We start from the raw sequence: 13,880 nt of genomic DNA on the forward strand, positions 1-13,880 counted from the left end.
TGATTGAGCGCGATCTGGTGGGAAGTCTCTCTCCGGATCGCGCCCCAAAATCCTCAGAGGCGATCCATGAATATCCATGAATATCAGGCCAAAGCGGTGCTGAAGGAATTCGGCGTGCCCGTGTCACGCGGCGTGCCGATCCTGAAGGCGTCGGAAGCTGAAGCTGCAGCGAAAGAACTCGGCGGTCCGTTGTGGGTGGTGAAGAGCCAGATCCATGCCGGTGGCCGCGGCAAGGGCAAATTCAAAGAAGCATCGGCCGGCGACAAGGGTGGCGTCCGCCTCGCCAAGTCTGTCGATGAGGTAAAGCAGTTCGCACAGCAGATGCTCGGCGCGACGCTGGTGACGGTGCAGACCGGCCCGGCCGGCAAGCAGGTCAACCGTCTCTACATCGAAGAAGGCTCCGACATCGAGAAGGAGTTCTATCTCTCGGCTCTGGTCGATCGCGAAACGTCTGAAGTTGCTTTCGTCGTCTCCACCGAAGGCGGCATGGACATCGAGAAGGTCGCTCACGATACCCCCGAGAAGATCGTCACCTTCTCGGTCGATCCCGCCACCGGCGTGATGGCGCATCACGGCCGCACGGCTGCGCAGGCGCTGGGTCTCAAGGGTGATCTGGCCAAGCAGGCAGAAAAGCTGATCGCGCAGCTCTATGCAGCCTTCATCGCCAAGGACATGGCGATGCTCGAGATCAACCCGCTGATCATCACCAAAGACGGCAACCTGCGCTGCCTGGACGCCAAGATCTCGTTCGATTCGAACTCGCTGTATCGCCATCCGGACGTCGTCGCGCTACGCGACACCACGGAAGAGGATGCGAAGGAAATCGAAGCCTCCAAGTATGACCTCGCTTACATCGCGCTCGAAGGCACCATCGGTTGCATGGTGAATGGCGCGGGTCTTGCGATGGCGACCCTCGACATCATCAAGCTCTACGGCGAAAGCCCGGCCAACTTCCTCGACGTCGGCGGCGGCGCGACGGAAGAAAAGGTGACGGCGGCGTTCAAGATCATCACCGCTGACCCCAACGTGAAGGGCATTCTCGTCAACATCTTCGGCGGAATCATGAAGTGTGATGTCATTGCCGCTGGTGTGGTTGCCGCAGTGAAGGCAGTCGGCCTCAAGGTGCCTCTGGTCGTCCGCCTCGAGGGCACCAATGTCGAAGAAGGCAAGAAGATCATCCGTGAATCCGGCCTCAACGTTCTGCCCGCCGACGACCTCGACGACGCCGCGCAGAAGATCGTCAACGCCGTGAAGGGAAAGTAAGCCGATGTCCGTCCTGATCGACAAGAACACCAAAGTCATCTGCCAGGGCTTCACCGGCAAGAACGGCACCTTCCATTCGGAAGCAGCGATTGCCTATGGCACCAAGATGGTCGGCGGCACATCGCCGGGCAAAGGTGGCACCAAGCACCTTAACTTGCCGGTTTTCGATACTGTGTCCGAGGCCCGCGAAAAGACCGGCGCCGACGCCAGCGTGATCTACGTTCCGCCGCCAGGCGCGGCTGACGCGATCTGCGAGGCCATCGATGCCGAGATCCCGCTGATCGTCTGCATCACCGAAGGCATTCCGGTGCTCGACATGGTGCGGGTGAAGCGTTCGCTGTCGGGCTCCAAGTCGCGCCTGATCGGGCCGAACTGCCCGGGCGTCGTCACCGCCGGCGAATCCAAGATCGGCATCATGCCGGCGAACATCTTCAAGCCCGGCAATGTCGGCATCGTGTCGCGCTCCGGCACCCTGACCTATGAAGCCGTGTTCCAGACCACCCAGGCTGGCCTTGGCCAGACCTCGGCCGTCGGCATCGGCGGCGACCCGGTCAAGGGAACCGAGTTCATTGACGTGCTGGAATTGTTCCTCGCCGACGACAAGACTGAGTCGATCATCATGATCGGTGAAATTGGTGGCGCGGCTGAAGAAGAGGCGGCGCAGTTCCTCAAGGACGAAGCCAAGCGCGGCCGCAAGAAGCCGATGGTCGGCTTCATTGCCGGACGTACTGCACCTCCGGGTCGCCGTATGGGCCATGCCGGCGCGATCGTCTCCGGCGGCAAGGGTGATGCTGAGTCCAAGATTGCAGCGATGGAAGCCGCTGGGATCACCGTCTCGCCGTCGCCTGCTCGCCTCGGAACGACGCTTGTCGAAAAATTGAAAGGCTAGTTCAGTCCTTCGTTCTTTTCAGCGCGAAGTTTTACCCTAGATAGGGTAAAAGGTGCGGCCCAACTAAGATGCCGCCGCTCAAACCGGGCGATTTCTCCCGGTTTTTCCGCGCGATGCCAAGAATCAGGACGCGAACATGTCTCGCCAGGACGCGAATGCAAATTTCGCAATTACCTCCTTCCTCGACGGCGCCAACGCCACCTACATTGACGAACTCTACGCCCGCTACGAAAACGACCCTTCCTCGGTCGACGTCGAGTGGGCGGACTTCTTCAAGAGCCTGAAGGACCAGCCGGCGGATGTTCAGAAGAACGCCTCCGGCCCGTCCTGGGAAAAGGCCAACTGGCCCACAACCCCAAATGACGATCTGACGTCAGCGCTCGATGGCAACTGGGCCCAGGTCGAGAAGGCCGTCGGTGGCAAGATCGCGGCCAAGGCGCAGGTCCCCGGCAGCGGGTTCACCGCCGCCGATGTGCAGCAGGCGACGCGTGATTCGGTCCGCGCCCTGATGCTGATCCGCGCTTACCGCATGCGCGGCCATTTCCACGCCAATCTCGATCCGCTCGGCATCGAAGGCCAGAAGGATCACGAAGAGCTCGATCCCCGCTCTTACGGCTTCACCGACGCCGACCTCGACCGCAAGATTTTCCTCGATCATGTGCTGGGTCTGGAGACCGGGACGCTTCGCGAAATCGTCGCGATCTGCCAGCGCACTTACTGTCAGACGGTTGGCGTTGAATTCATGCATATCTCCAATCCGGCCCAGAAGGCCTGGATCCAGGAGCGCATCGAGGGTCCGGATAAGGAAATCAGCTTCACCCGTGAAGGTCGCCGCGCGATCCTGATGAAGCTCGTGGAAGCCGAAGGCTTCGAGAAATTCTGCGACATCAAGTTCACCGGCACCAAGCGCTTCGGTCTCGATGGCGCTGAAGCGCTGATCCCGGCGCTGGAACAGATCATCAAGCGTGGCGGCAATCTCGGCGTGAAGGACATCGTCGTCGGCATGCCGCATCGCGGGCGCCTGAACGTTCTGACCCAGGTCATGGGCAAGCCGCACCGCGCTCTGTTCCATGAATTCAAGGGTGGTTCGGCCAACCCCGACGAGGTCGAAGGTTCGGGCGACGTGAAGTACCACCTCGGTGCTTCGTCGGACCGTGAGTTCGACGGCAACAAGATCCACCTCTCGCTGACCGCCAACCCGTCGCACCTCGAAATCGTCGACCCGGTGGTGCTCGGCAAGGTGCGCGCCAAGCAGGACCAGAACGGTGATCCGCCGGATCAGCGCATCTCGGTGCTGCCGGTCCTGATGCACGGTGACGCCGCGTTTGCTGGCCAGGGCGTTGTGGCGGAATGTTTCGCGCTGTCGGATCTGAAGGGATATCGCACCGGCGGTTCGCTGCACTTCATCGTCAACAATCAGATCGGCTTCACGACCTATCCGCGCTACTCGCGCTCGTCGCCGTATCCGTCGGATGTGGCGAAGATGATCGACGCGCCGATCTTCCACGTGAACGGCGACGATCCGGAAGCGGTGGTGTTCGCCGCGAAGGTGGCGATCGAATACCGGCAGAAATTCCATAAGCCGGTCGTCATCGACATGTTCTGCTACCGTCGCCACGGCCACAACGAAGGCGACGAGCCCGGCTTCACCCAGCCGGTGATGTACAAGAAAATCGCGACCCATCCGTCGACGCTCGACATCTACGCCAAGCGCCTGATCGGCGATGGCGTCATGACCGAAGGCGAAGTCGAGAAGGCCAAGGCTGATTGGCGCGCACGGCTCGATGCCGAACTGGAAGCAGGTTCCGGCTACAAGCCGAACAAGGCTGACTGGCTCGACGGCAAGTGGGCAGGCTTCAAGTCGGCGGACCTGGGTGAAGATCCGCGCCGCGGTAACACCGGCGTGGCGATCAACGATCTCAAGGAGATCGGCCGCAAGATCACCAAGGTGCCGGATGGCTTCCGCGTTCACCGCACGGTGCAGCGCTTCCTGGAGAATCGCCTGAAGGCGATCGAGAACGGCGAAGGCATCGACTGGGCAACCGGTGAAGCCCTGGCGTTCTGTTCGTTGATGCAGGACGGTCATAACGTCCGCCTGTCGGGACAGGACTCCGAGCGCGGGACCTTCTCGCAGCGCCACACGGTGCTGTTCGATCAGGAAGACGAAAGCCGTTACACGCCGTTCAACCATCTCGGCGAAAATCAGGGACACTACGAGGTCATCAACTCGCTGCTCTCGGAAGAAGCGGTGCTCGGTTTCGAGTACGGCTATTCGCTGGCTGAACCGAACGCGCTGTCGATGTGGGAAGCGCAGTTCGGCGATTTCGCCAATGGCGCACAAGTGGTGTTCGACCAGTTCATCTCCTCGGGTGAGCGCAAGTGGCTGCGCATGTCCGGCTTGGTCTGTCTGCTGCCGCACGGCTACGAAGGCCAGGGACCGGAGCATTCGTCGGCCCGTCTCGAGCGCTTCCTGCAGATGTGCGCGGAAGACAACATGCAGGTCGCCAATTTGACGACGCCTGCGAACTACTTCCACATCCTGCGTCGTCAGCTGAAGCGCGAGATCCGCAAGCCGCTGATCCTGATGACCCCGAAGTCGCTGCTGCGCCACAAGCGCGCGGTGTCGAAGCTCGACGAACTCGGATCGGACACCTCGTTCCATCGCGTGCTGCGCGATGATGCGGAGAAGGGTGGCGAGCTCAAGCTCGTTCCCGACGACAAGATCCGTCGCGTGATCATCTGCTCCGGCAAAGTCTACTATGACCTGTTTGAGGAGCGCGAGAAGCGCGGCATCGACGACACGTATATCCTGCGTGTCGAGCAGCTGTATCCTGTGCCGCTGAAGACGCTGGTGCAGGAGCTTGAGCGCTTCAAGAAGGCTGAAGTGGTGTGGTGTCAGGAAGAGCCGCGCAACATGGGTGGCTGGTACTTCATCGAGCCGTACCTGGAATGGGTGCTCAACCAGATCGGTGCGACCCACAAGCGTCCACGCTACGCCGGCCGCGCCGCGGCCGCCGCGACTGCGACGGGTCTGATGTCGAAGCACCTGGCGCAACTCAAAGCGCTGCTCGACGAAGCTCTCGGCTGATCAACAGATGCCCGCGCCTTCCGCGGGCATCTAATTCTTCGGCATCTCTCGTTCCCGTCTTTTGATTTGTTTGAAGCGCTGACGGCGGGCCACGCCGCTCACGACGCAAGAGGAAGAAAAAATGGCTGAAATTCGCGTTCCGACACTCGGCGAGTCCGTCACCGAGGCTACCATTGGCCGCTGGTTCAAGAAGCCCGGCGATGCGGTGGCCGTTGATGAACCGTTGGTTGAGCTCGAAACCGACAAGGTGACCATCGAAGTCCCGGCGCCGTTTGCCGGCACGCTTGGCGAGATCGTTGCCAAGGATGGCGAGACGGTCGCAGTTGGCGCGCTGCTCGGTCAGATCACGGAAGGTGCGGGCGGCGCGAAGCCGGCTGCAGCAGCTCCTGCCGCGAAAGCTCCGGAAGCACCGAAGGCGGCACCCGCTGCGGCTGCGCCGGCCCCGGCACAGAAATCTCCGCCAGCTGACGCGCCGCAGGCGCCATCCGTGCGCAAGCTCTCCGCTGAAAGCGGCGTTGATGCCTCCACCGTGCCGGGCTCCGGCAAGGATGGTCGCGTGACCAAGGGCGACATGCTCGCCGCGATCGAGAAGGCTGCATCGTCACCGATGCCGGTGAGCCAACCGGCCGCGGTTCAGGTCCGTGCGCCGTCTCCGGCTGACGATGCTGCGCGTGAAGAACGCGTGAAGATGACGCGGCTCCGCCAGACCATCGCGCGCCGTCTCAAGGACGTGCAGAACACTGCGGCCATGCTCACGACCTTCAACGAGGTCGACATGACCAACCTGATGGCGCTGCGCGGCCACTACAAGGATCTGTTCGAGAAGAAGCACGCCACGAAGCTCGGCTTCATGGGCTTCTTCGTGAAGGCCTGCGTGCAGGCGCTCAAGGAAGTGCCGGCGGTCAACGCTGAAATCGACGGCGGCGATCTGGTTTACAAGAACTACTACCACATCGGCGTCGCGGTCGGCACCGACAAGGGTCTGGTCGTTCCGGTGGTGCGCGAATGCGACCACAAGTCGCTCGCCGACATCGAGAAGGGCATCGCGGACTTCGGCAAGAAGGCGCGCGACGGCCAGCTCAAGATCGAGGACATGCAGGGCGGCACCTTCACCATCTCGAACGGCGGTGTCTACGGCTCGCTGATGTCGACGCCGATCCTGAACGCGCCGCAGGCCGGCATCCTCGGCATGCACAAGATCCAGGAGCGGCCGGTGGCCGTCGGCGGCAAGATCGAGATCCGTCCGATGATGTATCTCGCGCTGTCCTACGATCACCGCGTCATCGATGGCAAGGAAGCAGTCACGTTCCTCGTCCGCGTCAAGGAAAGCCTGGAAGATCCAGCGCGACTGGTGCTGGATCTCTGATCAAGGTGCTTTGTGACTGACGAAACTCAAGCTAGTCCACCTTGGTTGTCGTCGGGACCTCCCGATGGCAGCCGGCCTCAATGGGATCAGGACGCAGCGGATGGCTTGGTCGGTCAGTTGGTTTTGACGGGGATTACTTATCTTGCGTCGGACGGAGAGACCGTGGAGTCGCAGGTCCAGTATTACGGCAGAGTCGTGAGTGCGAAGTCCGTTGGCATCGAGATTATGTGTGAGGGTAGATTGGCGGGGCAGACCATGACGTTGCCGCCGGACTTGCGCGCATTTCAGCCGGCGAGCCCTGGAGAATACAAACTGCGATCGACTGGAGAGACGGTCGAGAATCCTGATTTTACAGCCACTTGGACTGTCACAAGTCCGACGACATCATGATCTCACGGAACGGAATGAATTGTTGGGGGCAATTTTGACGGGACAGGTTGCAGTTGTTACGGGAGGCAGCCGCGGCATTGGCCGCGCTGCTGCCATTGGTGCCGCCAAGCTCGGCTACAAGGTCGTTGTCGGCTATGCCAGCAACGAGGCTGCGGCGCGCGAAGTCGTCTCTCAGATCGAAGCCAGCAACGGCAAAGCCATCGCGGTCAAATGCGATGTCGGCATCGAGGCCGACATCGTCAATCTGTTCAAGGCGGCGGATGGTTTCGGCAAGCTCGGCGCCCTGGTCAACAATGCGGGCGTCGTCGACAAGACAACGCGCGTGGATGAGATGTCCGCGGAACGCCTTGTGCGGATGATGAACATCAATATCGTCGGCAGCATCCTGTGCGCGCGGGAAGCGGTGAAGCGCATGTCGACCAAGCACGGCGGTCCAGGGGGCGTGATCGTCAATCTGTCGTCGGTTGCCGCAACGCTCGGCTCGCCGGGCCTTTACGTCGATTACGCAGCCTCCAAGGGCGCCATCGACACGTTCACCGTCGGTCTCGCCCGCGAGGTGAGCGATGAGGGTATCCGCGTCAACGCGATCCGTCCTGGTCTGATCGACACCGATATTCATGCAAGCGGTGGTGAGCCCGGCCGTGCGCAGAAACTCGCTCATACCATACCGATGAAACGTGTCGGGACCGCGGACGAAGTCGCCAATGCCGTCGTCTGGCTGATGTCCGACGAAGCGTCATATGTCACCGGTACAATTTTCGATGTCTCCGGCGGACGGTAATTTCCGTCACGTCTCTCTGAATGCAGGATAGTTACAATGGCCTCTTATGATCTCGTCATTATCGGCACAGGACCTGGTGGTTATGTCTGCGCGATTCGCGCAGCACAGCTCGGCATGAAGGTCGCGGTTGTCGAGAAATGGCCGACCTTCGGAGGCACGTGTCTCAATGTCGGGTGTATTCCCTCAAAGGCGCTGCTGCAGGCATCGGAGCGGTATGAGGAAGTCACTCATATGCTCCCGAAGATGGGCATTGAGGTTGGCAAGCCAAAGCTCGATCTCGCGACGATGATGAAGTTCAAGACCGATGGCGTCGATGGCAACGTCAAGGGTGTCGGCTTCCTGTTCAAGAAGAACAAGATCGATCCCTATCAGGGCACGGGCCGCATCGTTTCTGCCGGCAAGGTTGAAGTGAAGGGCGCTGACGGCAAGACCGAAATCCTGGAAACCAAGAATATCGTCATCGCCACGGGCTCCGATGTCGCCAAGCTGAAGGGCATCGAGATCGACGAAAAGCGTATCGTGTCGTCGACCGGTGCGTTGGTGCTCGACAAGGTGCCGGAGAAGATGCTGGTCATCGGCGCGGGCGTCATCGGCCTCGAACTCGGCTCGGTATGGCGACGGCTTGGGACGGAAGTGGTCGTTGTCGAATTCCTCGACCGCATCCTTCCCGGCATGGACGGCGAAGTGGCGAAGTCCTTCCAGCGCATCCTCGAGAAGCAGGGCATGACCTTCAAGCTCGGCACCAAGGTGACCGGCGTCGACAGCTCCGGCAAGCGACTCAAGGCGCAGGTCGAAGCCGCTGCCGGCGGCAAGGCCGAAACCATTGAGGCGGACGTGGTGTTGGTCGCGATCGGACGCGTGCCTTACACCGAGGGCCTCGGTCTGAAGGAAGCAGGCGTCGAGCTCGATCAACGCGGCCGCGTCCAGACCGATGGGCACTTCGCGACCAGCGTGAAAGGCATTTATGCCATCGGAGATGCGATTGCCGGGCCGATGCTGGCGCACAAGGCCGAAGACGAAGGCATCGCGATTGCCGAAATTCTCGCCGGCCAGGCCGGGCACACCAATTACGATGTGATCCCGAGCGTGGTGTACACCTCGCCGGAGGTTGCTTCGGTCGGAAAGACCGAGGAAGAATTGAAGCAGGCCGGCGTCGCCTATACGGTCGGCAAGTTTCCGTTCACGGCCAATGCGCGCACCAAGGTCAATCAGACCACCGATGGTTTCGTGAAGATCCTTGCGGATGCGAAAACCGACCGCGTGCTCGGTGCACACATTCTGGGCGCAGAAGCCGGCGAAATGATCCACGAATGCGCTGTTCTGATGGAATTCGGTGGTTCGGCTGAGGATCTGGCACGCACCTGCCATGCCCATCCGACCCGGTCCGAAGCCGTCAAGGAAGCCGCGCTTGCGGTCGGAAAACGCGCCATCCATATGTAACGTGATCCGGCGGAACGCCGGTCGCGAGGATGATGAGAGTGCGCAATGCGTCGGCTGCTTCGTCCGCTGTGGATTTTGCTTGCGCTGATCTTCCTGCTCGAGGCGTGGCTGTGGGATCGCGTCGAGCCGATCATTGCGCGCATCGTCGCGCTGATTCCGCTTCCCGCCTTTAAGCGGTGGCTGGCGGCACAGATCGATCATCTTTCGCCCGGGGCGACGCTGATCGTGTTTGCCGTGCCGCTGGTTGCGTTGTTTCCACTGAACCTTCTTGAGGCGTGGCTGCTGGCGCACAAGTATTTTGTCAGCGCGACGGTCCTGCTGGTGTTCCAGAAGATTCTGGGTGTTGGCGTTATCGCGTTCATCTTTGATGTGACGCGGGACAAGCTGTTGCAGATGGACTGGTTCCGCAGGCTCTATGAGTTCGTCCTGGATCTGCGCGCCCGCGCGACCGCCCTGGTCGCGCCATTCAAGGATGCCGTTCGGCGGTGGGTGGCGCGTTTGCGACGGCGAGCGTCGCTTGGCTTCGTTCAACGCCTGCGCCGCCGCATGCAGGCGTCGCGATCGTCGTCCTGAGTTCAGCTACATGATGTGAACGGCGTGGGGTGCGAACAGCCCGATCGCCGTAAACGCCAGTCCCGCGACCGTCAGCAGACCAGCAATCCACGCGAGTGCGATCATTCCGGTGATGATCGTTGCTGACGCTAGCACGATGCCGATCTGGAAGGCGGCAGATGCAAGCTCGTAGTGATGGTATCGCGCCATGGCGAGATCGCGTTCGTGCTCGGCGTGCTTGGCGCGTGCGGCCAGTTGTTCGGAGCCTTCGCCGGTTTCGGGCTCGGAGCGATACCGCGCCGCGGTTTTCTGCCAATCGTCGATCTGCTTCGCGAGTGCTGCTTTCTGCGCCTCATCGCCGGCGAGCCCGAGGCTCAGCTTGGCGTGTTCGGAGGTCGCCTGAACCACCGTGCGGCGAATGCTCTTGGCCTGGAAGAAGGCCCAGAGATTGGACGCCTCGACGTTCTTGCTGATGGATTCCGTCTGCGCCCCCTTGCCGAGCGTTTCAGAAAACGCGAGGAACAGGGCCATGACCGCGATCAGCAGTGCGATCTTCTTGTTGGAGCCGGATGCGTGTTCGGCGTGCTCCGCATGCTCCATGCTCTCGTGTGCGCTCATGGCAGGCAGTTCTCCCCATCGAATTGGTGGTCACGATTGACCGAACTGCATGCCCTGCGCAAGGGGCAGCTATGTGACATTGCACGACAAAATTCTGTCACGCGCGCGGGTGAGCCGTCTTGTAGACGTCAAGCAAGCGATCAGCGTCGACCCCTGTATAGATCTGTGTGGTCGACAGGGACGAGTGGCCGAGCAGCTCCTGGATGGCGCGAAGGTCGCCGCCGCGCGACAGCAGATGGGTCGCGAAAGAATGGCGCAGCGCGTGAGGGGTTGCGCTGTCGGGCAAGCCAAGTGCGCCGCGCAACCGCTCCATCGTCAACTGAATGATGCGTGGACTGAGCGGGCCACCGCGTGCGCCGACAAAAATCGGTTCGCTCGGCGCGATGGTGTGAGGGCACATCGCCAGATAATCCTGCACCAACTGAAGGACGGTCAGCAGGACCGGCACCATCCGCGTCTTGTTGCCCTTGCCGGTGACCACAATGACGTCGCCCTTGCCGGGCAGCGGCACATCGCGACGCTTAAGGCCGAGTGCTTCGGAGATGCGCAGGCCGGAGCCGTAAAGCAGTGCCATGACGGCCGCGTCCCGCGCCCAGATCCACGGCTCGCGGTTTTCGCCGGCGCGGATATCCGCATCGGCCATCTGCCGCGCCGACTCCATCTGGATCGGTTTCGGCAGGCTCTTGCCGATTTTAGGGGCACGGATCGCGGACAGGGCACCGACCTTGCCCTTGCCTTCGCGCTCGAGAAATTTTCCGAACGACCGCAACCCGGCAAGCGCCCGCATCAGCGAACGACCGCCGATGTCATCTGCGCGGCGGGACGACATGAAGGCCCGCACATCCGTCGCCTCGATGGTGGCAAATTGCTTCAGCGTCACGGCGCCGCCCCAATGCTCGCTGAGAAAGACCAGGCACTGACGCAGGTCGCGCGCATAGGCCTCCAGGGTTTTGGGTGACAGGCGTCGCTCCGCCCGCAGATGCGACAGCCAGTTCGTCATCTCCGTAAGAAGATCGGGCGTGGCGCAGGTCAGCTGCGCTGTGGTCGCATCCGGGCCGGTTGCGTCGGCGGCTTTGGCCATGTCTTATGTCCAATGCTAGATAGGAGCCACTTTATTGCTCCCTTTCCTTAACATCTCACCTCCTTCGGACCTTTCGCTGGCATGGCAAGACGAGTTGTCGACGTTCTCGTGCCGGTCGCCCTTAACCAGGCCTATTCCTATCGTGTTCCGGACGGTACCGATCTCAACCCGGGCGACGTTGTCAGCGTGCCGCTGGGCCCGCGCGAGGTCACGGCGGTGGTCTGGGCCGAGAACGGCAATCCCGACCCCCGCCTGCACAATCGCCTGAAGGAAACCGGCGATAAGCTCGATGTCCCTGCGCTAAAGCCGGAACTGCGAAGCTTCGTCGACTGGGTCGCCAATTACACGCTGTCGGCGCGTGGAATGGTGCTGCGGATGACATTGCGGATGGGCGAGCATCTTGGGCCTGAGCGGGTCCGGATGGGTGTGCGGCTCGTGGGCGCGCCGCCGCAACGCCTGACGCCCGCACGGCGCCGGCTGATCGATCTTCTCTCCGATGGCCTGCTGCACGCAAAGACCGAGGCCGCGAAGGAAGCGGGCGTCAGCGCCGGGGTCGTCGATGGACTTGTCGATGAAGGCACGCTGACCATCGAGCCGATGCCGCGCGAACTGGCCGCGCCTACGCCTGATCCATCCTTCGCGGAGCCGGATCTGTCGACTGACCAGCGTGCTGCGGCGGATATTTTGCGAGAGCTCGCCTCGAAGGACGAGTTCAACGTGGCGCTGCTGGACGGCGTCACGGGATCCGGCAAGACCGAGGTCTATTTCGAGGCGGTGGCCGAAATCATCCGTCGTGGCAAGCAGGCGATGATCCTGATGCCGGAGATCGCACTCACCGGTCAGTTTCTCGATCGATTCGCCTCACGCTTCGGCGTGCGGCCGATCGAATGGCATTCGGAACTGACGCCGCGGACGCGGGCGCGCAACTGGGCGGCCGTTGCGTCCGGCGAAGCACAGGTCGTGGTCGGCGCGCGCTCGGCGCTTTTTTTGCCTTACGCCAATCTCGGTCTCATCATTGTCGATGAAGAGCACGATCAGGCCTACAAGCAGGACGAAGGCGCGCATTATCACGCGCGTGACATGGCGGTGGTGCGCGGGCACATCGCGAAAATTCCCGTCGTGCTGTGTTCTGCGACGCCGTCGGTGGAAAGCGAAGTCAATGCGCGCAAGGGCCGTTATCGCCGGGTCGCGCTGCCGTCGCGCTTCGGCGGTCAGCACATGCCCCATATCGAGGCGATCGATCTCAAGCGCGAAGGACCTCAGCGCGGGAAATTCATCTCGCCGCGGTTGGCGGAAGAAATCAAAACCGCGGTCGAGCGCAAGGAACAGGCGCTGCTCTTTCTCAACCGTCGCGGCTATGCACCGCTGACGCTGTGCCGTGCCTGCGGACATCGGTTCGCTTGCACGATCTGCGACGCGTGGCTGGTGGACCATCGCTTTCGCCAGCGCCTCGTTTGCCATCACTGCGGTTTCTCGATGCCGCGCCCGCATCAATGCCCGCAATGCAGTGCGGAGGAATCGCTCGCGGCCATTGGTCCGGGCGTGGAGCGATTGCAGGAAGAAGCCGCGGCGCTGTTTCCCGATGCACGCACCATGGTGCTGTCGAGCGACCTGATCACGTCGGTCGAGACCATGCGCGCGGAACTGAATGAGATCGCAGAAGGCCGCGTCGATATCATCATCGGCACGCAACTCGTGGCGAAGGGGCATAATTTCCCTCGGCTTAATCTCGTCGGCGTCGTTGATGCCGATCTCGGGCTTGGCAACGGCGATCCGCGCGCCGCGGAGCGTACGTTCCAATTGCTCAATCAGGTGATCGGGCGCGCCGGCCGCGAGCAGGGGCGCGGCGTCGGCTATCTGCAGACGCATCAGCCGGAGCATCCGGTGATGAAGGCCCTGGTCGCCTCAGATCGCGAGGCATTTTATGCCAGCGAAATTGAATCGCGTGAGCGCGCGCTCTATCCGCCGTTTGGAAGGCTCGCGAGCTTCATTATTTCGGCGGGTGACCGACCAACGGCGGAAGGTTTTGCGCGAAAGCTGGCAGCTCTGGCGCCGCTCGATGAGCGGGTGCAGGTGCTTGGCCCAGCGGAGGCACCGCTCGCGGTGATCAAGGGGCGATATCGGTTCCGCCTGCTGGTGAAGTCTGCACGCAACGTGGACCTCTCAGACTATGTCCGCCACTGGATCGCCGGTGCGCCGAAGCCGACGGGCAATTTGAAGCTTGAGATCGATATCGATCCGCAAAGCTTTCTGTAGGCGCCGGCGTTCCGACAAGCGCAATGAAAAAGGCCGGCACAACCGGTGCCGGCCTTTTCAACGCAACTTAACTCATACGCCAACTTAACTCATACGCTACGTACGCTTTACGCTACTAACCTGTCAGATAAGCGCGACCATCGCGTTTTCCAGACG

The 13,880-nt window shown here is 61.7% G+C and carries 10 protein-coding genes; 8 read left to right on the top strand and 2 right to left on the bottom strand.

The window, feature by feature from the left end; genetic code table 11:
• The first annotated feature begins 66 nt into the window (after positions 1 to 66).
• The 7 genes from sucC to ACP0KA_RS11765 all read left to right on the top strand — a co-directional run bounded on the left by sucC (position 67) and on the right by ACP0KA_RS11765 (position 9,790).
• Complete coding sequence (gene sucC / locus ACP0KA_RS11735) at positions 67 to 1,263, top strand: ADP-forming succinate--CoA ligase subunit beta (protein ID WP_424628963.1); 1,197 nt, start codon at positions 67 to 69, stop codon at positions 1,261 to 1,263.
• A 4-nt stretch (positions 1,264 to 1,267) separates the two neighbouring features.
• A complete protein-coding gene (gene sucD, locus ACP0KA_RS11740) occupies positions 1,268 to 2,152 on the top strand; it encodes a succinate--CoA ligase subunit alpha (RefSeq protein ID WP_424628964.1) in 885 nt (294 codons plus the stop codon).
• 136 nt (positions 2,153 to 2,288) lie between these two features.
• Positions 2,289 to 5,240, top strand: a complete 2,952-nt coding sequence (locus ACP0KA_RS11745; protein ID WP_424628965.1) for a 2-oxoglutarate dehydrogenase E1 component — start codon at positions 2,289 to 2,291, stop codon at positions 5,238 to 5,240.
• Positions 5,241 to 5,361: 121 nt separating this feature from the next.
• Positions 5,362 to 6,606, top strand: a complete 1,245-nt coding sequence (odhB, locus tag ACP0KA_RS11750; protein WP_424628966.1) for a 2-oxoglutarate dehydrogenase complex dihydrolipoyllysine-residue succinyltransferase — start codon at positions 5,362 to 5,364, stop codon at positions 6,604 to 6,606.
• A gap of 424 nt (positions 6,607 to 7,030) precedes the next feature.
• On the top strand, positions 7,031 to 7,777 hold the full coding sequence (locus ACP0KA_RS11755) for an SDR family oxidoreductase (protein ID WP_424631565.1): 747 nt from the start codon (positions 7,031 to 7,033) through the stop codon (positions 7,775 to 7,777).
• 36 nt (positions 7,778 to 7,813) lie between these two features.
• A complete protein-coding gene (gene lpdA, locus ACP0KA_RS11760) occupies positions 7,814 to 9,217 on the top strand; it encodes a dihydrolipoyl dehydrogenase (protein WP_424628967.1) in 1,404 nt (467 codons plus the stop codon).
• A 45-nt stretch (positions 9,218 to 9,262) separates the two neighbouring features.
• Positions 9,263 to 9,790 (top strand): hypothetical protein, encoded by a 528-nt coding sequence (locus tag ACP0KA_RS11765; protein WP_424628968.1) that lies wholly within the window; start codon positions 9,263 to 9,265, stop codon positions 9,788 to 9,790.
• Positions 9,791 to 9,796: 6 nt separating this feature from the next.
• Here the strand turns inward: ACP0KA_RS11765 and ACP0KA_RS11770 are convergent, their stop codons facing one another.
• Entirely contained in the window at positions 9,797 to 10,387 is a 591-nt protein-coding gene (locus tag ACP0KA_RS11770; protein ID WP_424628969.1) for a DUF4337 domain-containing protein, read from the bottom strand.
• 97 nt (positions 10,388 to 10,484) lie between these two features.
• Positions 10,485 to 11,468, bottom strand: coding sequence for a tyrosine recombinase XerC (locus ACP0KA_RS11775; protein ID WP_424628970.1), 984 nt, complete (start codon positions 11,466 to 11,468; stop codon positions 10,485 to 10,487).
• An 81-nt stretch (positions 11,469 to 11,549) separates the two neighbouring features.
• Between ACP0KA_RS11775 and ACP0KA_RS11780 the strand changes: the two genes are divergently transcribed.
• A complete protein-coding gene (locus ACP0KA_RS11780) occupies positions 11,550 to 13,724 on the top strand; it encodes a primosomal protein N' (protein WP_424628971.1) in 2,175 nt (724 codons plus the stop codon).
• Positions 13,725 to 13,880: the final 156 nt, after the last annotated feature.

Source organism: Bradyrhizobium sp. SYSU BS000235 (genome assembly GCF_049747295.1).
GTDB lineage: Bacteria > Pseudomonadota > Alphaproteobacteria > Rhizobiales > Xanthobacteraceae > Afipia.